Origin of the sequence: Sphingomonas sp. BK481 (genome assembly GCF_014194875.1) — a bacterium.
Classification (GTDB): Bacteria; Pseudomonadota; Alphaproteobacteria; order Sphingomonadales; family Sphingomonadaceae; genus Sphingomonas; species Sphingomonas aerolata.
Window position 1 is genome coordinate 284538 of the sequence record NZ_JACIAP010000002.1, and the last position, 18320, is coordinate 302857.

Sequence of the window (18320 nt, forward strand, 5' to 3'; positions counted from 1 at the left end):
TCCATGCCGGATTTGCGAGATTTCCCATGATGATCATGATTGCCAACGTCCTGGATGCGGACAATCTCCAGTGGCTGCGAGATAATATGCGCAAGACCCGCTATGTCGACGGCCGACGGACGGCGGGGCGCGAGGCACGAACGGTCAAACGCAACGAACAGGTCGACCGCGGCGACCCGTTGCTCGCCGAGATGCAGGACCTCGTCGTCGACCGGTTGCTCGACAATGCCCTGTTCCGCATGGCGACGCGGCCGCATGTCGTCCGCCCGCCGCTCTTCAGCCGCTATGATGCGGGCATGGCCTATGGCAGTCATGTCGACGATGCGATCATGGGCGGGATGCGGACCGATGTGTCGGTGACGGTCTTCCTCAGCGAGCCTGAGGATTATGACGGCGGCGAACTGGTGATCGAATCCGCCGCCGGCGAACAGGACGTCAAGCTGCCTGCGGGCTCGGCGGTCTGCTATCCGACGACCTCGCTGCACCGCGTGGCGCCAGTCGTGTCGGGCGAGCGGCTTGCCGCGGTGACCTGGGTCCGCAGCCTCGTTCGGGACGCGGATGCACGGGAACTGCTGTTCGATCTCGAAACCGCCCGCCACGCGCTGTTCGAGCGGCTGGGCAAGACGCCCGAACTCGACCTGCTCGCCAAGACGCAATCCAACCTGCTCCGGCGCTGGGCCGAGGACTGAACGGCGCGGCGTGGATCGCCGTCAGCTTGATCTGTCGATGAGAGCAAGCGTGGCCGCGTCGCTCGTCCCGGCAAACCAGCGATCGAGCGCTGCGCCGAACAGCGGATCATTCCCCGCCTCGCGAAACAACGTCAGCGACGATCGCAGCTTCATCGCATCGACCTCACCGAAAACGGCCCGGGCGGTCACCCCCGTCAGCGCGTCGAGCGCTTCCACGCACTGCCGCAGACGCGCCCCGAGCACCGGATGCGCAAGATAGGCCCGCGCTTCCTCGAGTGACACGATCGCATAATGCTGCGCCATCGGGCTTCGTCCGAGCCCGGCAATCTGCGGAAAGATGAACCACATCCAGTGACTACGCTTGGCGCCGCCGCGTATCTCGGCAAACGCGGACTCGTAGACTGCCGCCTGCGCAGTGACGAACCGTTCGAGATCATAAGGATGGGTCATCACCGCCCGCTTTCGCAATCCTCGGCTCCCCGCGTATGGCAGAACCGATGGACGCAGGAAGGACTGGCTGGGGCGGCAGGGTTCGAACCTGCGCATGGCGGCATCAAAAGCCGCTGCCTTACCACTTGGCGACGCCCCAGCAGAGGCGGCCTTATAGCGGCGCGCCCCGACGAGAAAAGCCCTATCGCGTCTTAATCGAGTCGATGGACCCACCCATTGGCATCCGGCGCCAGACCTCGCTGGATCGCGACGAGCGAATCGCGGATCCGCAGCGTCATCGCGCCCGGCTCGCCGCCGCCGATCGTGAAGCGGCCCTCGGGCGACGCGACGGTCCCGATCGGGGTCACGACTGCGGCAGTGCCGCAGGCGAACGCCTCGACAAGCTTGCCGCTCGCTGCGTCGGCGCGCCACTGATCGATCGCATAGGGCTCCTCGCGCACCGTGATCCCCTGCGCCCGCGCGAGCGTCAGGATCGAATCGCGGGTGATGCCGGGCAGGATCGTGCCCGTGAGCGCGGGGGTCGACAGGCTGCCGTCCGCAAACACGAAGAAGACGTTCATGCCGCCGAGTTCCTCGACCCAGCGGCGCTCGACCGCATCGAGGAAGACGACCTGGTCACAGCCCTGTCTGATCGCTTCCTTCTGCGCGAGCAGGCTGGCGGCGTAGTTGCCGCCGCACTTCGCCGCGCCCGTGCCGCCCTGTGCCGCACGCGTATAATGCTGGCTGACCCAGATCGAGACCGCGGAGGCACCGCCCTTGAAATAGGCACCGACCGACGAGGCGAGCACCATGTAGAGATATTCCGCGCTCGGCTTGACCCCCAGGAACACCTCGCTCGCGAACATGAACGGCCGCAGATACAGCGCGCCGCCGTCGCTGTCGGGAATCCAGTCCTGATCCGTCCGGACCAGCCGCTCGACCGATTCGAGGAACAGCGACTCGGGAAGCTCGGGCATCGCCATCCGGCGGGCCGAGTCCTGGAAGCGCCGCGCATTGGCTTCGGGCCGGAAGAGCGCGGTGCCGCCATCGGCGAGTCGATACGCCTTCATCCCCTCGAAGATTTCCTGCGCATAGTGCAGAACCGAGGAAGCGGGGTCCATCATGATCGGCGCACGCGTCGTGATCCTGGCATCATGCCAGCCCTTCGCGTCGCTGAATCGGATTATCGCCATATGGTCGGTAAAGACCCGGCCGAAGCCGGGATCGATCAGGCGCTGCGCACGCTCGTTCGCAGCGACCGGATCGCCACACGGTTCGAACGAAAATGTCATGCTCGCGTCTGGGGACGATGAGGCCTGCGACAACGGAGGATGCATTGAATTTTTCTCTCTTTCCACGGCTTGCCGTCGACTAGGACCGAAGACTAAACCGGTCAACATGGCTGCCTCAGCATCACCCGCTTCACCCCTGTTTCTTCGCGAACCCGAACTGCGTCGCGGCATGGAACTCCTGTACTTCGGTCAGAGCCATCTGGTCCGGTCGATCGATGCGGGGCTCGCGGAGCAAGGGCTGGGGCGCGCGCACCACCGCGCCCTGTATTTCATCGCCCGCAAACCGGACATGACGGTCAGCGAGCTGCTATCGCTGCTCGCGATCACCAAACAGTCGCTCGGCCGCGTGCTGAACGAACTCAGCGATCGCGGCTTTATCGAGGTTCGTCCCGGCGATCGTGACCGGCGTCAGCGGCTGCTGCGCTTGACGCCGGTCGGCAGCAAGATGGAAAGCGACCTGTTCGAAGCCGCGCGACAGAAGATGTCCGCAGCCTATAATCACGCCGGCCACGGCGCGGTTGCGGGCTATTGGGCGGTGCTTGAAGGCCTGATCCCCGAAGAAGAACGAGAGCAGGTGATAAAGCTGCGTGGCTGACTAGCGCGGCGCGAGGTCGCCTCGGGCGTTTGCCGCCATCTCCGCATTGCGCCGTGCCGACGCCGCCAGCGTGCGGGACATCAGGGTGACCAGTGCATCGCCGTCGTCGAGCACGTTTAGCCCTTCGCGTGTCGATCCACCCGGGCTCGCGACCCGGTCCGCGAGCACCGCCGGCGAAACGTCCGCGGCGCCGGCCATCCGCGCGGACCCGTCAAGCGTCGCGATCGCAAGCCGAGCCGCCTGATCCGCCGGCAGGCCGAGCGCCTGCCCCGCCTTGGCCAGCGCGTCGGCAAAGCGGAACACGAAACCCGGCCCGCATCCTGCCAGCGCGGTGACGGCATCGAACTGCGCCTCTGCGGCGATCCACTCGACCAAGCCGAGCGGCGTCATCAACGCCTCCGCGGTCGCACGCGCCGCGCCGTCATCCGTCGCGCCGTGCAGCGCAACCACGCCGCGGCCGATCGCAACCGGCAGGTTGGGCATCGCTCGAACCACCGCCTGCGCTTGGGACAGACGGTCGAGTGCGGCAATCTCGACCCCCGCGAGGATCGAAATCAGGAGCTTGGGCGCATAGCGCGCGAACACGGGCGTCTTCAGCGCGCCAAGCTGCTGCGGCTTCAGCGCGAGCATGACGGTTTCGGCGGAAAAGTCGTCGGGGTCGGGCACCGCGGCGACGACGTGCACACCGGGTGGCATCACGCGCATACTGGGGCTGACGACGGTCACGCTGTCAGGTGAAAGGCCGTCGGCAAGCCAGCGGGCCAGCATCGCCCCGCCCATATTGCCACAGCCGATCATCAGGATCCGCCCGGTCATCGGCACGCCGCGCCCGGGGAAACGCGCGCGATCACGCCTCGCCCTGGGTTTCGATCAATGCCGAGGCAAGCGCATCCTCGGGCGTCTTCCCGCCCCACAGGACGAACTGGAACACCGGATAAAAGCGCTCGCACTCCTCGATCGCCGATTCGACGAGCAGTTCGGCGGCCGACAGCGACATCGTCCCATCCTCGCCGCCATCGACCATCGCCGCGTGGCGGAACAGCAAGATCCCACTAGTCGACCAAAGCTCGAAATGGCCGATCCAGAGCTGCTCGTTGGCGAGGCCGATCGTCTCGTAGACCGCCTGACGCCGTTCATCGGGCACCTTGATGTCCGGAAACGCCAGGAACTGCAGCACGCTGTCGTCCTCGCGCCACAAGGCGCGCAGCTCGTAGGTCGTCCAGCTGCCCTTTACGGTCGCGACGATCTCGTCGTCGTGACGTTCGTGCTCCCATCCATGCGCAGCATAATAGGCTTCGAGCATGTCGATGGGCGCAGCATCGTCCTGGTCATGGTCGGCGTGGTCGAGCATCATTACGTCCTGGCACTCCCTGTCACGCGACAAAGGGTGCCGGGGCAAAAATGCTCCGACAACCCCGTTCGATCCGAATGCCCAGAAATCTGTGGAAAAGTCAGACGCCGACCTGCATTTTTGCTTCGAGAGCGTCGAGCCGGGCCTTCAGCGCATCATTTTCGTCGCGCGCCGCAGCCGCCATCGACTTGACCGCGTCGAACTCCTCACGGCTCACGAAATCGAGGCCGCCGAGCCATTCACGGGCACGCTCGCGAACCCCAGACTGCGCTTCGCGGCCGACACCGGCAAAGGTTCCTGCGGCGCCGTTGAGGACCTTCACGAAATCGTCGAACATCCGGCTTTCGGACTGCATTGTCATCATCCTGCTAGTAACTCGCGCCGCGCGCCTCTTCACAACATCTGGGAGGTGCGCGTCGTCGGCACAAGGGTTTCGGCCTCGGGGTTGAGCCGGCCTATACCGTATGTGAGCATTCCCGCAAAGCTGATCCACACCATATAGGGTACCATCAGCCACGCCGCGCCGTGCCGGATGCGCGCGAACAGGAATGTCGCCGCGATCGAGAGCAGCAGCATCGCGACGATGACAAGCACCGACGCCCCGATTCGGTGCGCGCCGAAAAACAATGGCGTCCAGGCAAGATTCAACACGAACTGCGCGGCAAACAAGGCGATCGCGCGCCCCCGCCCCAGCGCGCCACGCGCATTGAGGATCATTGCGAGAGCCAGGCCGAGCAGCACGTAGAGCGTCGACCAGGCGACCGGAAACACCCAGCCTGGCGGAGTGAGCGCCGGCTTCACCAGGCTGGTGTACCAGGCACTTTCGCTCCCCACCGGGACCGCGCGCCCGGCCAGAAAGCCCAGCAGGACGATCAACGGAACGGTCACGATCGCCCAGCGCAGGAACGACATCCTCAGCTGGCCCTTCGAAGCGATGCCTCCCACATACGTCCTTTCAAGACTGATCGGCTTAGTCCTGCCGCGGGAACGCCCTGCCGTAAACCGCAACATGCATGGACCGATCGGGAAGTGTGTCATTCTGCGATGGCCGATCCGGGTCCAGCGCGGGTAGCATCCGGATCCTCAGCCGCGTGGCGCGGAGACCGCATGCGCGGCGATCAGGAACTCGATATTGCCCTCGGGACCGGTGATCGGGCTCTCGACGACGCCCTCGACCTGCCAGCCCTGTGCCTCGAACCAGGCCGCGACCTCGCCGCAGACGCGCGCATGGACGGCCGGATCGCGGATCACGCCGCCCTTTCCGACCTCTTCGCGGCCCGCCTCGAACTGCGGCTTGACGAGCGCGAGCAGCCGCGCGCCGGGACGTGCGAACCCGATCGGGCGCTCGAGCACCTTGGCCAGCCCGATAAAGCTCGCATCGCAGACGATCAGGTCGACCGGTTCGGGGATATGCGCGTCGGTCAGGATGCGCGCGCTGGTCTGTTCATGGACGATCACGCGCGGGTCCTGGCGGAGTTTCCACGCAAGCTGGTTGGTCCCGCTGTCGACGGCATAGACGCGGTCGACCCCGTTGCTGAGCAGCACGTCGGTAAACCCACCGGTCGACGAGCCGACGTCGATCGCCACCGCATCCGTGACCGTCCAGCCGAAATGTGCGAGCCCGTGCGCGAGCTTGATCCCGCCACGCGATACCCAGGGGTGATCGCGACCCCGCACGTCGAGCACGACGTCGTCCGCCAGCGTCTGCCCCGGCTTGTCGACCTTGCGCGTGCCGGCAAAGACCAGCCCCGCCATGATCAGCGCCTGGGCGCGCGTCCGCGACTCGACCAGTCCCCTGTCGACCAGCATCTGGTCCGCACGTTGCTTTGCCATGCGCCAGCCTATCGCCCCGGCGTCCGATCATCGCAAGCTGCCTTCCTTTTGCCGCAATGCCTATTGCCCACTGAAATGGTCGGATTATCTTGTGGACAGGGATCGTGATCGGCCGACGTCCCCTAGAGCGTCGATCGATCACGATCCCACCCCCGGGCTCCGGGGGTCTGGAGAAGGAGAGGCGTCGTGGGTTCTTTTGCACCATATGATAGCGTTCAGCCGACCATCCTGACCGTCCCCGGGCTCGGCGGATCCGGCCCGTCACACTGGCAGACCCTGTGGGAAGATGCCCGGCCGGATACCGTCCGGGTCGAACTGGGAATGTGGAACACACCACATCGCAACGCCTGGGTCACGCGACTCGACGAGGCGATCCGGCGCGCACAGGCTCCCGTCATCCTTGCCGCGCACAGTCTTGGCTGCCTCGCGGTGGCGTGGTGGGCCGAACTCAGCCCACAACCCTATGGTTGGCCCGTCGCGGGTGCGTTGCTCGTCGCGCCCGCCGATGTCGATCGCGGTGGGGCCCAGGCCGAGCTCAAGGGCTTTTCACCGACCCCGCGCGGCCCCCTGCCCTTCCCCTCGATCGTCGTCGCGAGCAGCGACGATCCCTGGGTCACGCCCGACCGCGCGCACAGCATGGCCGCCGACTGGGGTAGTCATTTCGTCGATGCCGGCCCGCAGGGGCATCTCAATGCCGCGAGCGGTATCGGCTGGTGGCGCGAGGGACAGGATCTGCTCGAGCGGGTGATCGCCGCGAGTGGCGACGGTCACGGGCAAGCGCTGCCGCCGAGCCAGGCGCGATCGATCCTCGCCGTCAGCGCAACCGACGCGGCCCACTCCCACTATCTGGGCAGATAGGCAGGGCGCGCGTCCGGCAGTCGTTCCGGATCAGCCGCGCAGTGTGTCGTCTGCCGGCACCTGCGACTGCTGATCCTGCTCGTCCGCGGCACGCGCCGCGGCCAACCCGGCGCGCATCCGCCGCCACATGGCGATGTTCAGCGACACCATCACGATCACCGCGAGCGCAATGATCACGATGGCCTTGGTCGGCCCGCTCATGCGCGCGCTTCGGCAACCCCGCCCGAATTATGGCGCAGCGCCTTGAGCACGGTTTCCACCAGCGCCGCCGAATCGAGCCCGGCCTCGGCATATTGCGCGTCGGGCTTGTCCTGATCCTGGAAGAGATCCGGCAGACGCAGCGTGCGCAGCTTCAGCCCGCCGTCGATCAGCCCCTCGTCGCTGGCCAGCGTCAGCACATGCGCGCCGAAACCGCCGACCGCGCCCTCCTCGATCGTGACCGCGACCTCATGCGTCGTGAGCAGCTTGCGGATCATCTCGACGTCGAGCGGCTTGGCGAATCGCAGATCGGCGACGGTGGTCGACAGCCCCTTGGCCTCGAGCACATCGGCGGCCTTCAATGCTTCCTCGAGCCGCGTGCCGAGCGACAGGATCGCCACGGCCTTGCCCTCGCGAACGATCCGGCCCTTGCCGATCTCGAGCAGTTGGGGCGTTGTGGGCAGGGCGACGCCCGTGCCGTTGCCGCGTGGGTAGCGCACGGCGATCGGGCCGGTGTCATACTGCGCCGCGGTGTGCGTCATATGGACCAGCTCGGCCTCGTCCGCCGCCGCCATCACGACGAAATTCGGCAGCGTCGCGAGATAGGTCACGTCGAACGATCCGGCGTGCGTCGCACCATCCGCGCCGACCAGCCCGGCGCGATCGATCGCAAAGCGCACCGGCAGGTTCTGGATCGCGACGTCATGGACGACCTGGTCATAGGCGCGCTGCAGGAACGTCGAATAGATCGCGCAGAACGGCCGCATCCCCTGCGCGGCAAGCCCAGCCGCGAAGGTCACGCCGTGCTGTTCGGCGATGCCGACATCGAAGAAGCGATCGGGATAGGCCTTGGCGAACGCATCGAGGCCGGTGCCCGACGGCATCGCCGCGGTGATCGCACAGATCCGGTCGTCCTTGGCGGCCTCGGCGACGAGCTGCGCGCCGAAGACGTTCTGATATTGCGGCGGTCCCGGCGGGGCCTTGGTCTGCACGCCCGAGATCACGTCGAACTTCTGCACGCCGTGATATTTGTCGGCCGCGGCCTCGGCGGGCGCATAGCCCTTGCCCTTCTTGGTCACGACATGGACGAGGATCGGGCCCTCCTCCGCGTCGCGCACATTCTCGAGCACGGGGATCAGATGCTCGAGATTATGACCGTCGATCGGCCCGACATAGTAAAAGCCGAGTTCCTCGAACAGCGTACCGCCCATCGTCATGCCGCGGGCGAACTCGTCGGTCTTCCGCGCGGCATTGTGGAACGGCCGCGGCAGGCGCCGAGCGAGCTTCTTGGCAAGCTCGCGAATGCCCAGGAATTCGCGGCTCGACACGATCCGGCTGAGATAGGCCGACAGACCGCCGACCGGCGGCGCGATCGACATGTCGTTGTCGTTCAGGATCACGACGAGGCGATTGCCGGCCTGCTCGGCATTGTTCATCGCCTCATAGGCCATGCCCGCCGACATCGCGCCGTCGCCGATCACGGCAATGCCCTTGCCCGGCGTGCCCGCGATCTTGTTGGCGACCGCGAAGCCGAGCGCGGCCGAGATCGACGTCGAGGAATGCGCAGCGCCGAACGGGTCGTATTCGCTCTCGCTCCGCTTGGTGAAGCCGCTGAGGCCGCCACCCTGGCGCAACGTCCGGATCCGGTCGCGGCGGCCCGTCAGGATCTTGTGCGGATAGCATTGATGCCCGACGTCCCAGACCAGACGGTCGCGCGGCGTATCGAACACATAATGAATTGCGGTCGTCAGCTCGACCACGCCGAGCCCCGATCCGAGGTGGCCACCGGTCGTGCCGACGGCCGAAATCGTCTCGGTCCGCAGTTCATCGGCAAGCTGGCGAAGCTGGTCGGGTTTCAGCTTGCGCAGGTCATCGGGGGTCGAAACCGTGTCGAGCAACGGGGTTACAGGAGTATCTGCCATCCCACCGGCTTATCGCAGCACAGGTTTGGTGTCGATTGTTACCGAACGAAACCCCGCCATCCGCAGATATTTCTACGCAGCGACGCCAGATTGGTCACCCCGTCATGGCGCTGGAAGCCGTCCTCGATCAGCGCTGCGCCTCGCATGCGGCACACCGGCCGCGGACTTCGATGACTGGGCGGACAGGCACGAAACCGGCCGAAACCGCCGCGTTGCGGACGCCGCGGGTGATCACGTCATTGTCGATATGCGTCGTCTGCCCGCACGAATCGCACACCAGGAAGATGCAGTCGTGAAGGCAATCGGGATGGGCGTTGGCGACATACGCGTTCGCACTCTCGACCCGTCGCGCCAGGTTCGCACCCACGAAGAGGTCGAGAATTCGGTAAACGCTGTTGGCAGCGACGCGCCGCCCTTCCGCCTTCGACACGGCTTCCGCGATGTCATAGGCCGAGGCCGGCTTGTCGAAGCCAGCCAGCGCGGAAAACACGCTGGCGCGCATCGTCGTCCACTGCTCGCCCGATTTTTCCAGCGTCGCCTGCGCGGCAACGTTGAGGTCGGCGCCTTGCGGCTCATGATGTGAATGCGAATGCGTTGCCATTATGCCGTGAATCTAGGGTGCCGCAGGAGCCGCGACAAGCAGCGACCGCACCGGGGCGATCGTGCGGCCCGGCTCAGCTGTCGGCGCGGCGGTTCAGATCGTGCCCGAACGCGAGCAACGCGACGCCGATGATCGTCCAGAGCGTCTCACCGCTTCCCGAATCATGTGGCAGCGTCATCGCCCCCGCCATGATCCCGAGGCCGAACGCCCCCATCGCGGCCGGCATCGCATAGCCATGATGAAGGATCCCGCGTCCCAGCGCGACCGCACCGAACAGGATCGCGATCGTCAGTCCGACTTCGTGGAAGATGGGATCGAGCAGCACGCCGCCCGCGGTCGACATCAGCGCAACCAGCACCGACGTTGCCAGACAGTGCACCATGCATAAACCCGAAAGCCCGATCGCATAGCGATCCAGGCCTGCGATCCAGGATGGATGCGCATGGGTATGGTGGTGGGCGGTCGTCGACATCGTTCCGGTCAGATAGTCCATCAAAGGAAAGGATACAACATCACATTCGACCGAACGCCCGCCGTCCGCTCGTTTTTTTCCAGGAAAAGGACGCTCGACCGATGTCGTGATCAATCGTCCGCGTGCGCTCGTTCTCAACACATCGCACGCGTGTCTTGGCCCAGCAGAAACCCGGCAGCCGATAACCCCTGATACTCGACGCCCCAGTCAGACAGGCGTAGAGCCGTGCGATGCTCCAGCCCAGTGCCGCCTTCCTGTCCACAGCGCGCCCGCGAGCGGTCGCGACCTGGCTTCTTCTCGTTGCGGCGATGATCGTCGGCATCGTCGTCGTGGGCGGGATAACGCGCCTGACAAATTCGGGCCTCTCGATTACCGAATGGAAGCCGATCACCGGCATCATCCCGCCACTCACGCTTGCGCAGTGGCAGGCGGAATTCGCGAACTACAAACAGATCCCCGAATATAGCCAGCTCAACAGTGGCATGACGCTCGACGGGTTCAAGGCGATCTTCTTCTGGGAATATCTCCACCGCGCGCTGGCACGGACGATCGGCGCGGCGTTCGCGATCCCGCTCCTGTGGTTCGCGCTGCGCCGGGCGATCCCGGTCGGCTATGGCTGGCGACTCGGCGCGCTGCTGGCGCTCGGTGCGCTTCAGGGCGCGGTCGGCTGGTGGATGGTGAAGTCCGGGCTGTCCGTTCGCACCGACGTCAGCCACATTCGTCTCGCAGTCCATCTGATGACCGCGCTCGTCACGCTCGCCGGCATCGTCTGGACGGCGCTCGACCTGCTCGCGCTCCACCGCTCGAAGCTTGCAGCCCCGGCCCGCCTCGTGCCGATCGCGGTCACCGCGTTCGCGTTGCTGTTCGTCCAGCTGGTCTATGGCGCGTTCACCGCAGGGCTCGACGCTGGCTATGCCTTTGCGAGTTGGCCACTGATGGGCGACAGCCTGTTTCCGGCCGGCGTCCCGATGCTGTCACCCGGCTGGATCAACGCCGTCGACAACCCGATTGTCGTCCAGTTCATTCACCGGTGGCTCGCCTTCGCCACCGCTGCCGGGCTCGTCTGGCTCGCTGTCCGCGCGACGCAGCACGGTTCGCGCGCCGGCTTCTGGGTGGTCGGGCTCGTCACGCTTCAGGTCTTTCTGGGGATCGCCACGCTCATGACCGGCGTCGCCATCCAAGTCGCGGTCGCGCATCAAGCCAACGCGGCGCTGTTGCTGATCGCCACGGTATTTGCCGCGCACCGCCTCGGCAATCCGTCCAGGGTATCATAATACCCGCCATGAAACCGGCGGAAAGCTTGACTTAAACACCCCTTTTCGCCATTGCCGCCTCGTTAGCGCCGTCCGTCGTGGCGGCGCATATCGTTTCAGCAAAGGTCTCAGCCCCATGAAGGCGCTCATGAAGACCACCAAGTCGGCCAAGCCGCACGAGGTGGAGAAGAAATGGCATATCGTTGATGCCGAGGATCTGGTGGTCGGTCGCGCAGCGTCGATCATCGCCAACGTCCTGCGCGGCAAGCACAAGACGTCGTTCACCCCGCATGTCGATTGCGGTGACAACGTCGTCGTGATCAACGCCGACAAGATCCGCTTCACCGGCAACAAGGCCGCGAAGAAGGTCTATTACAAGCACACCGGTTATGCCGGCGGCATCAAGGGCATCACTGCCGCCAAGGTCCTCGACGGCCGCTTCCCGGAGCGCGTTCTCGAAAAGGCCGTTGAGCGCATGATCCCGCGCGGCCCGCTTGGCCGTGAGCAGATGCGCAACCTGCGTATCTTCAAGGGTACCGAGCATCCGCATGAGGCACAGAACCCCGAGGTTCTCGACATCGCCAGCATGAATCGCAAGAACAAGGTGGGTGCGTAAATGACCGACAACCGCCAGTCGCTCGCCGATCTCGCGAGCCTGACCAACCAGCCCGCACCGGCTGCTCCGGCCGCCCAGTCGCTGCCGACCAGCGAAGGCGACATCGCAGCGCCCGTCTCGAACGAGCCGGTCCGCGAGCCGATGCCGCTCCGCGAGCAGATCCTCGACAAGCAGGGTCGCGCCTATGCGACCGGCCGTCGCAAGGACGCCGTCGCTCGCGTCTGGGTCAAGCCCGGCACCGGCAAGATCACGATCAACGGTCGTGACCAGGAAGTGTATTTCGCACGTCCGACGCTGCGTCTCGTCATCAACCAGGTGTTCGGTATCACCGAGCGCGAAGGTCAGTATGACGTCGTCTGCACGGTCAAGGGCGGTGGCCTTTCGGGCCAGGCCGGCGCGGTCAAGCATGGCATCAGCCAGGCGCTGACCCGCTTCGAGCCGGTGCTGCGTGCATCGGTCAAGGCTGCAGGCTTCCTGACGCGCGACAGCCGCGTCGTCGAGCGTAAGAAGTACGGCAAGGCGAAGGCCCGTCGTAGCTTCCAGTTCTCGAAGCGCTAAACGCTTTACCGAACTACGAAAGAGGCGGTCCGGGTTTTCCCGGGCCGCCTTTTTCATGCCTGCGCTACATCCGTACGACGCGGGTGCCGATCCGTGCAGCCTCGTCGGGGTCGTGGGTCACCATCAGGATCGGCAGGCGCATCGCGTCGCGCAGATGCTCGATCACGCGGACGATCTCCTCGCGGCGCGGTCGGTCGAGCGACGCCAGCGGCTCGTCGAGCAGCAGGAAGCGCGGGTTGCTGAGCAATGCCCGTCCGATCGCCACGCGCTGCGCTTCGCCCCCCGATAGCGACCGCGGCCAGCGGTCAAGCAGATGCCCGATTCCGAGGAAGCCGATCCGCTCCTCGAACCCCGACGTGTCGCGGCCGGCGCCGTAAAGCAGGTTAGCGCGCACCTTCAGATGCGGGAAAAGCCGCGCCTCCTGAAATACATAGCCCGCACGGCGGTGTTCCGGTGGCAGGTTGATGCCCTCCCCGAACAGCGTGACGCCATCGACGACGATGCGGCCTTGGTCGGGCGTAAGCAGCCCGGCGACCATCTTCAGGATGCTGGTCTTGCCGACGCCGGACGGTCCGAACAGCACCGTCGCGCCGTCGCCCGCCGCCAGCGTCAGCGCGACCTCGGCATCGCCCAGTCGCTTGCGGACGTCGATCTCAAAGGACATGCAGCCCCCTGCCCGCGCGCCGCGTCAGGAGTTCGGACGCGACCAGTGCGATCAGCGACAGCGCGACCGAAATCGCCGAGAGCCGCCACACCAGCATCTCCGCGCCCGGCTGCTGAAGCGCCGAATAGATCGCCAAGGGCAGCGTCTGCGTCTCGCCTGGCACGTTGGAGACGAAGGTGATCGTCGCCCCGAACTCACCGATCGATCGCGCGAAGCCGAGAACCGCGCCCGCGAGCACGCCCGGTACGCTCAGCGGCAGCGTGACCGTCCAGAATACCCGCCACGGCCCCGCGCCCAGCGTCCGCGCCGCACTTTCAAGCCGTGCATCGACCGCCTCGATCGACAACCGCATCGCGCGCACCATCAGCGGCAGTGCCATGACCCCCGCCGCGATCGCCGCACCGGTCCAGCGGAACAAAACGCTGACCCCGAACCACGACTGCAGCCACCCACCAACCGGCCCGTTCGGCGCAAAGGCGAGCAGCAGCAGCCACCCCGTCACGACCGGCGGCACGACGAGCGGGAGGTGGATCACCGCATCGACGAGGATCCGCCCGGGAAACCGTACGCGCGCCAGCAGCCAGGCAAAGCCGAACGCGATCGGCAATGTGATCAGCATGGCGACGGCGCCGACCTTCAGCGACAGACCGACGATCTCCCATTCCGCCGGTGTCAGGACGAATCCATCCGTCACTCAGCGCGCCGAAAAGCCGTAACGCACGAAGATCGCCTTGCCCTGACGCGACGTCAGGAACCGGCGGAACGCCTCGGCCTCCGGATTGCGCGACGTCGTCAGACGGGCGATCGGATAGGTGATGGCGGGATGCGTCGATGCGGGAAACACGCCCGCGATCCTGACACGCGTCGACGCCTTGGCATCGGTCGCATAGACGATCCCCAGGGGTGCCGCGCCGCGTTCGACGAGCGCCAACGTCGCCCGGACGTTTTCGGCCCGCACGACGCGCGGCGCGACCTGTTTCCACACGCCGAGCGCCTCCAGCGCCTCCTGGCCGTACCGCCCCGCGGGGACGGGCGTATCCGCCATCGCGAGTGGACCCGCGGTCAGCACCCGCGCCAGCGCGGCGGGCGGGCGTGACGGGATCCGCACCGTCGTCCCCGCCGCCGCGGCGACGACCAGCCGGTTTCCCAGGAACGTCACGCGCGACGCAGGGACGATCAGGCGGCGCTTTGCCAGCTCGTTCATCCAGTCCTCATCCGCGGACACGAACAGGTCCGCTGTCGCGCCGGCCTCGACCTGCCGTGCCAGCGCCGACGAGGCCGCAAACGAGATCGTCGGTCGCACATGCCCCTTCGCCGCCCACGCATCGGCGGCCGCGGTCATCGATTCCTGCAGGCTCGCCGCTGCCAGCACGAGCGGTGCCGCGCGCTGCGCGGCGTCGGCGCCCGTCGCGACGCCGCCGACGGCCAGCATGGCGAGCAATACCGGATACTTCATCATGTCCCCTCAGGCTCGCCAATGATCACGGCGCTATAATATGCCGCCCGCTGAACGCCACAACCGACGTCGGGTTCATTCTGCCCCGGAGGGCGCCGTCACACGCCCCGTCCGGGCCAGCTTGCCCCAGCCGACCATCGGCCCGCGCACGGCCTGGGCGAGCGCCTTGAGCACGACATAGTACATGACCTGACGATAGCCGATCCGCTGCGGGATCAGCAGCCACAGCAGTCGCCACCGCTCGCGCCGCTCGAGCGCGAACGCGATCGTCGCCGCGAGCAGGTCGATCGCGGTGAAGACCAGCCAATAGGTCAGCATGGTCTGCAGGTCATGGCTGCTCTGTGCCCAGCCATGCGCCGAGACCGCGACATAAGTCGTCGCGACACTGACGAGCAGCGCGAGGTCGATGATCGGCGAGATCGCTGTCAGTAGGATCTGGAACACGATCGCCTGGGGCAGCCCGACCCAGCCAAGTCCGCGCGGCTGGCTCCGGCCGATCGCCGACCGGTGCTTCCACAGGCACTGGAGCGTCCCGAACGCCCAGCGGAACCGCTGCTTGGCGAGCGCGCGCAGCGTCTCGGGCGCTTCGGTCCAGGCGATCGCGAACTGGTCGTACTGGACCGTCCACCCCGCGCGCTGGATCGCGATCGTCAGATCCTGATCCTCGGCCAGCGTATCGTCGGGATAGCCGCCGACCGCGCGGATCGCCGCCAGTCGCCACGCGCCGACCGCGCCCGGCACGACCGTCATCGCGTTCAGCCGCGCGAGCGCGCGACGCTCGAGGTTCTGCGCGGTGATATATTCGAGCGCCTGCCAGCGCGTGATCAGATTGACCCGGTTGCCGACCTTCGCATTGCCCGCGACCGCCCCCAGCGCCGGGTCGTCGAACCACCGCGCCAGCCGTGCGATCGTCAGCGGCTCGAACTGCGTATCGGCGTCGAGTGCGATGACGATGTCACCGCGCGCCGCGGCCAGCCCGCGGTTCAGCGCCCGCGCCTTGCCGCCGTTCGCCAGAGTCATGAGTCGCACCCGCGCGTCGCCGGCAAAGGCGCTGGCGACGGCCTGGCTCGTACCATCGCTCGACCCGTCGTCGATCACGATCACCTCGACCATCACATCGGTCGAGGCCAGCACGCCCTCGACCGCGCGGACGATGACGCGTTCCTCGTTGAACGCCGGGATCATGACCGTCACGAATCGGGCCGGATCGATCGCCGGGAACACCGTCCGCAATTCGCGCCGTGCCTGGATCAGTGCCAGCGCCGACAGCGCGAGCGCACGCAGGATGCCGATGGTGATCGCGATCCCGAAGATCCAGCGCAGTCCGATTACCAGTCCACCCAGCGTGCTGAACAGCGCAAGATCCGCGACCGCCGCGACCCGGTCGCTCGGCGATATCACCGGCATCGCCGCATCGCGCGTCAGCCCGGCCAGCGCGGAGACGGGCACGAAGTGATAGCCCATCGCCTGCAGCCGGTCGATGATAACCGGCAGCGCCGCGACGGTCTGCGCGCGGTTGCCCCCCGCATCGTGCAGCAGGATGATGTTGGCGCTGCGTTCGGCCGATCCTTCCACGACCTGTGCTATCGTGCGGTCGATGATCGCCGCGGTGCCCGGACGCTTCCAGTCGTCGGGATCGACGTGCAGGCCGACCGATACATAGCCACGCTGCTGCGCCTCGAGTGCGGGCTTGATCTCGTCTGCGGTGCTCGGCTCGGCATCGCCGAAATAGGGCGCGCGGAACAGGCGGAGCGATCGCCCGGTGAACGCCTGGAACAGCCGCTGCGTCGTGTTGAGCTCGAACCCGACCTGCCGCCCCGATACCGTCGCCAGATTGGGGTGCGTATAGGTGTGGCTGCCGACCTCATGCCCTTCGGCCACCATGCGTTCGAGCAGGCTCCGCTGCGTCAGCGCATTCTCGCCCACCACGAAGAATGTCGCCGGCACGTGCTTGCGCTGGAGGATGTCGAGGATCTGCGGCGTCCATTCGGCGTCCGGCCCATCGTCGAAGGTGAGCGCCAGCGCCCGCGGGCTGTAGCCCGTCCGCTGGACGACATAGGGCGAGGGCATGCGCGTGAAGCGGACGTCCGCGATCGTCCCGTCGGCAGCCGCGACCGTATCACGCAGCCCGGACACCGGCGTCGACCCGATCTTCAGGATCTCGCCATTGCCCTCGATATCGACATTCGTCCCGGCCGGTGTCGTGTTGATCGCACGCGCATCGGCCAATCGACGGTGGTCGCGCCCGAAGATCGACCAGAGCGCCGGATCCTCCGACCCAAGCCGCCACAGCGCGAAGCTCTGCACCCCCGCCTTTTGAAGAAAGGCCAGCTCGTTATACGCGCTGGCCGCATCGAGCAGCCAGACCTGATGCCGGGTCCCGCCATCGGCATAGGCGAAGCTGCTGGTGCCGCTACCCTTGTCGAACGTCGGGACGGTGCCCGAGTCGGATGCGGCCTGCCACGCCTCCTCGACGCCGAGCGCATCGCCGCCACGGTCATGCCAGTTATAGGCATAGGATCCGAACGCGATGACCAGCTTTGAGGGGGCGACGCCGCGCGCGGCATTCGCAACCGACCGCGCGAACCAGCGCTGCGATGCGATCGGCCCGGCCGGGCCGCTCGTCTCGTGCTCGTCATAGGCCATCAGGAAGATCTTGTCGGTCACGCGCGCATAGGCATGCATGTTCCAGTCTGCATTCCCGACCGGCGCGGCGATCGCGACGACCCAGCCGCGCGGCGCGAACCGCGCCTTCGCCTCGGCAAGGAACAGGCGGTAGTTCGCCTGCGCATTCGCCGGCAGGCTCTCGAAATCGAAGAAGGCGCCGCCTGCATGGTTCGCCGCGAGGAACGGGACCAGCCGATCGAGAAAGGCGCGCCGGGCGGTCGCATCCGCAAACAGCGCGGCGCTGCCCGCGCCGTCCCAGTCGCCATCCTTGGCATTCTGCACCATGGGCAGGATCACCGGGCGGTGGATCGCGCGATTGAGCACCGCGCGGCCCGCGACATCGCGGAACACGGTGATCCGGTGGTCGGCCCCGGTCACCGACACCCAGCCGGGAATGACCCAGTCGAGTTGTTCGACATGCCGGGCAAGGCTCGCCACGCTCGATTCGTCCCAGGGCACGTGGAAGGCGATGGCCAGCCGCGGGTTGGTCGCGCGCGGTGCCTGTCCGACGCCCCCCTTCGCACCCGCCTTGCCGGCGCCCGCGGTGGGGCCACCGAACAGCGCCTTGCCGTAATAATCGATGCTGCGCTGCGCCCGGCCGATCACGCCGCTATGCGGTGCCGGAAGACGGTGGAGACCGGGATGCTCGGGCTCGAACGGCAGCAACGGTGCCGCCGGGACCGCGCCGATCGACACGGCGAACACCGCCACCGACAATAAAACGAGCGCGACGAACGCGATGACACCCAATGCGAAACGACGACGACGCCGACCGCTAGCGTCGTAGAAAACAGGATGCAGTGCCATGACCAACGCTATCCGACCCCAGGATCGCGCGCCATGCACCACCATTCATGCCTGCGACC

At 66.5% G+C, this 18320-nt stretch carries 21 protein-coding genes and 1 tRNA gene; 6 read left to right on the plus strand and 16 right to left on the minus strand.

The features are described 5' to 3' along the window. Window positions 1-26: 26 nt before the first annotated feature. Window positions 27-689 (plus strand): Fe2+-dependent dioxygenase, encoded by a 663-nt coding sequence (locus tag FHY04_RS05150; RefSeq protein ID WP_183935667.1) that lies wholly within the window; start codon window positions 27-29, stop codon window positions 687-689. Window positions 690-710: 21 nt separating this feature from the next. On the opposite strand, the gene FHY04_RS05155 is transcribed toward FHY04_RS05150, so the two are convergent. The 3 genes from FHY04_RS05155 to FHY04_RS05165 all read right to left on the minus strand — a co-directional run bounded on the left by FHY04_RS05155 (window position 711) and on the right by FHY04_RS05165 (window position 2410). Continuing rightward, window positions 711-1139 (minus strand): DUF1810 domain-containing protein, encoded by a 429-nt coding sequence (locus FHY04_RS05155; RefSeq protein WP_183935668.1) that lies wholly within the window; start codon window positions 1137-1139, stop codon window positions 711-713. 64 nt (window positions 1140-1203) lie between these two features. Continuing rightward, a tRNA-Gln gene (locus tag FHY04_RS05160) sits at window positions 1204-1278 on the minus strand. A gap of 52 nt (window positions 1279-1330) precedes the next feature. After that, a complete protein-coding gene (locus FHY04_RS05165) occupies window positions 1331-2410 on the minus strand; it encodes a branched-chain amino acid aminotransferase (protein WP_183935669.1) in 1080 nt (359 codons plus the stop codon). Between the two features lie 106 nt (window positions 2411-2516). Between FHY04_RS05165 and FHY04_RS05170 the strand changes: the two genes are divergently transcribed. Next, window positions 2517-3005 carry a MarR family transcriptional regulator gene (locus tag FHY04_RS05170; RefSeq protein ID WP_031395654.1) on the plus strand — a complete coding sequence of 163 codons (489 nt, stop codon included), beginning with the start codon at window positions 2517-2519 and terminating at the stop codon, window positions 3003-3005. Here the strand turns inward: FHY04_RS05170 and FHY04_RS05175 are convergent, their stop codons facing one another. The 5 genes from FHY04_RS05175 to FHY04_RS05195 form a co-directional block, all read right to left on the minus strand. Beyond that, entirely contained in the window at window positions 3006-3821 is an 816-nt protein-coding gene (locus FHY04_RS05175; RefSeq protein ID WP_183935670.1) for a pyrroline-5-carboxylate reductase, read from the minus strand. 31 nt (window positions 3822-3852) lie between these two features. Further along, on the minus strand, window positions 3853-4359 hold the full coding sequence (locus FHY04_RS05180) for a YbjN domain-containing protein (protein WP_409349145.1): 507 nt from the start codon (window positions 4357-4359) through the stop codon (window positions 3853-3855). Window positions 4360-4456: 97 nt separating this feature from the next. Further along, window positions 4457-4711 (minus strand): accessory factor UbiK family protein, encoded by a 255-nt coding sequence (locus tag FHY04_RS05185; protein WP_183935672.1) that lies wholly within the window; start codon window positions 4709-4711, stop codon window positions 4457-4459. A 38-nt stretch (window positions 4712-4749) separates the two neighbouring features. Beyond that, the gene (locus tag FHY04_RS05190) at window positions 4750-5268 is read right to left on the minus strand and encodes a TspO/MBR family protein (RefSeq protein ID WP_183935673.1); all 519 of its coding nucleotides are present in this window, start codon (window positions 5266-5268) and stop codon (window positions 4750-4752) included. Window positions 5269-5439: 171 nt separating this feature from the next. After that, window positions 5440-6189 (minus strand): TlyA family RNA methyltransferase, encoded by a 750-nt coding sequence (locus FHY04_RS05195; RefSeq protein WP_183935674.1) that lies wholly within the window; start codon window positions 6187-6189, stop codon window positions 5440-5442. Between the two features lie 186 nt (window positions 6190-6375). On the opposite strand from FHY04_RS05195, the gene FHY04_RS05200 reads away from it, so the two are divergent. Then, the gene (locus FHY04_RS05200; RefSeq protein ID WP_031439324.1) at window positions 6376-7047 is read left to right on the plus strand and encodes an alpha/beta hydrolase; all 672 of its coding nucleotides are present in this window, start codon (window positions 6376-6378) and stop codon (window positions 7045-7047) included. Window positions 7048-7077: 30 nt separating this feature from the next. On the opposite strand, the gene FHY04_RS05205 is transcribed toward FHY04_RS05200, so the two are convergent. From FHY04_RS05205 to FHY04_RS05220, 4 genes are all read right to left on the minus strand, one after another. After that, window positions 7078-7248 carry a hypothetical protein gene (locus tag FHY04_RS05205; protein ID WP_183935675.1) on the minus strand — a complete coding sequence of 57 codons (171 nt, stop codon included), beginning with the start codon at window positions 7246-7248 and terminating at the stop codon, window positions 7078-7080. After that, complete coding sequence (dxs, locus tag FHY04_RS05210) at window positions 7245-9167, minus strand: 1-deoxy-D-xylulose-5-phosphate synthase (protein WP_183935676.1); 1923 nt, start codon at window positions 9165-9167, stop codon at window positions 7245-7247. Before dxs ends, FHY04_RS05205 begins: the two co-directional genes overlap by 4 nt. Window positions 9168-9294: 127 nt before the next feature. Continuing rightward, window positions 9295-9768, minus strand: coding sequence for a Fur family transcriptional regulator (locus FHY04_RS05215; RefSeq protein ID WP_107933086.1), 474 nt, complete (start codon window positions 9766-9768; stop codon window positions 9295-9297). Between the two features lie 73 nt (window positions 9769-9841). After that, window positions 9842-10240 (minus strand): MerC domain-containing protein, encoded by a 399-nt coding sequence (locus tag FHY04_RS05220; protein WP_051916566.1) that lies wholly within the window; start codon window positions 10238-10240, stop codon window positions 9842-9844. A gap of 230 nt (window positions 10241-10470) precedes the next feature. Here FHY04_RS05220 and FHY04_RS05225 point away from each other — a divergent pair, with 230 nt between their 5' ends. The 3 genes from FHY04_RS05225 to rpsI all read left to right on the plus strand — a co-directional run bounded on the left by FHY04_RS05225 (window position 10471) and on the right by rpsI (window position 12667). Continuing rightward, entirely contained in the window at window positions 10471-11514 is a 1044-nt protein-coding gene (locus FHY04_RS05225) for a COX15/CtaA family protein (protein ID WP_183935678.1), read from the plus strand. A 115-nt stretch (window positions 11515-11629) separates the two neighbouring features. Beyond that, a complete protein-coding gene (gene rplM, locus FHY04_RS05230) occupies window positions 11630-12109 on the plus strand; it encodes a 50S ribosomal protein L13 (protein WP_037530138.1) in 480 nt (159 codons plus the stop codon). Continuing rightward, complete coding sequence (gene rpsI, locus FHY04_RS05235; RefSeq protein WP_043157976.1) at window positions 12110-12667, plus strand: 30S ribosomal protein S9; 558 nt, start codon at window positions 12110-12112, stop codon at window positions 12665-12667. Between the two features lie 64 nt (window positions 12668-12731). Here the strand turns inward: rpsI and FHY04_RS05240 are convergent, their stop codons facing one another. The 4 genes from FHY04_RS05240 to FHY04_RS05255 form a co-directional block, all read right to left on the minus strand. Beyond that, window positions 12732-13331 carry an ATP-binding cassette domain-containing protein gene (locus FHY04_RS05240; RefSeq protein WP_183935679.1) on the minus strand — a complete coding sequence of 200 codons (600 nt, stop codon included), beginning with the start codon at window positions 13329-13331 and terminating at the stop codon, window positions 12732-12734. After that, the gene (modB, locus tag FHY04_RS05245) at window positions 13321-14025 is read right to left on the minus strand and encodes a molybdate ABC transporter permease subunit (RefSeq protein WP_311723757.1); all 705 of its coding nucleotides are present in this window, start codon (window positions 14023-14025) and stop codon (window positions 13321-13323) included. The genes FHY04_RS05240 and modB overlap by 11 nt, the downstream gene beginning before the upstream one ends. Then, a complete protein-coding gene (modA, locus tag FHY04_RS05250) occupies window positions 14026-14787 on the minus strand; it encodes a molybdate ABC transporter substrate-binding protein (protein ID WP_107934202.1) in 762 nt (253 codons plus the stop codon). 75 nt (window positions 14788-14862) lie between these two features. Next, a complete protein-coding gene (locus FHY04_RS05255) occupies window positions 14863-18261 on the minus strand; it encodes a polysaccharide deacetylase family protein (protein ID WP_183935680.1) in 3399 nt (1132 codons plus the stop codon). Between the last annotated feature and the right edge of the window lie 59 nt (window positions 18262-18320).

Coding starts and splice junctions, on each gene's coding strand:
- FHY04_RS05150 (WP_183935667.1), top strand. CDS start 27: ATGATGATCATGATTGCCAACGTCCTGGATGCGGACAATCTCCAGTGG.
- FHY04_RS05155 (WP_183935668.1), bottom strand. CDS start 1,139: ATGACCCATCCTTATGATCTCGAACGGTTCGTCACTGCGCAGGCGGCA.
- FHY04_RS05165 (WP_183935669.1), bottom strand. CDS start 2,410: ATGACATTTTCGTTCGAACCGTGTGGCGATCCGGTCGCTGCGAACGAG.
- FHY04_RS05170 (WP_031395654.1), top strand. CDS start 2,517: ATGGCTGCCTCAGCATCACCCGCTTCACCCCTGTTTCTTCGCGAACCC.
- FHY04_RS05175 (WP_183935670.1), bottom strand. CDS start 3,821: ATGACCGGGCGGATCCTGATGATCGGCTGTGGCAATATGGGCGGGGCG.
- FHY04_RS05180 (WP_409349145.1), bottom strand. CDS start 4,359: ATGATGCTCGACCACGCCGACCATGACCAGGACGATGCTGCGCCCATC.
- FHY04_RS05185 (WP_183935672.1), bottom strand. CDS start 4,711: ATGCAGTCCGAAAGCCGGATGTTCGACGATTTCGTGAAGGTCCTCAAC.
- FHY04_RS05190 (WP_183935673.1), bottom strand. CDS start 5,268: ATGTCGTTCCTGCGCTGGGCGATCGTGACCGTTCCGTTGATCGTCCTG.
- FHY04_RS05195 (WP_183935674.1), bottom strand. CDS start 6,189: ATGGCAAAGCAACGTGCGGACCAGATGCTGGTCGACAGGGGACTGGTC.
- FHY04_RS05205 (WP_183935675.1), bottom strand. CDS start 7,248: ATGAGCGGGCCGACCAAGGCCATCGTGATCATTGCGCTCGCGGTGATC.
- dxs (WP_183935676.1), bottom strand. CDS start 9,167: ATGGCAGATACTCCTGTAACCCCGTTGCTCGACACGGTTTCGACCCCC.
- FHY04_RS05215 (WP_107933086.1), bottom strand. CDS start 9,768: ATGGCAACGCATTCGCATTCACATCATGAGCCGCAAGGCGCCGACCTC.
- FHY04_RS05220 (WP_051916566.1), bottom strand. CDS start 10,240: ATGTCGACGACCGCCCACCACCATACCCATGCGCATCCATCCTGGATC.
- FHY04_RS05225 (WP_183935678.1), top strand. CDS start 10,471: ATGCTCCAGCCCAGTGCCGCCTTCCTGTCCACAGCGCGCCCGCGAGCG.
- rplM (WP_037530138.1), top strand. CDS start 11,630: ATGAAGGCGCTCATGAAGACCACCAAGTCGGCCAAGCCGCACGAGGTG.
- rpsI (WP_043157976.1), top strand. CDS start 12,110: ATGACCGACAACCGCCAGTCGCTCGCCGATCTCGCGAGCCTGACCAAC.
- FHY04_RS05240 (WP_183935679.1), bottom strand. CDS start 13,331: ATGTCCTTTGAGATCGACGTCCGCAAGCGACTGGGCGATGCCGAGGTC.
- modA (WP_107934202.1), bottom strand. CDS start 14,787: ATGAAGTATCCGGTATTGCTCGCCATGCTGGCCGTCGGCGGCGTCGCG.
- FHY04_RS05255 (WP_183935680.1), bottom strand. CDS start 18,261: ATGGCACTGCATCCTGTTTTCTACGACGCTAGCGGTCGGCGTCGTCGT.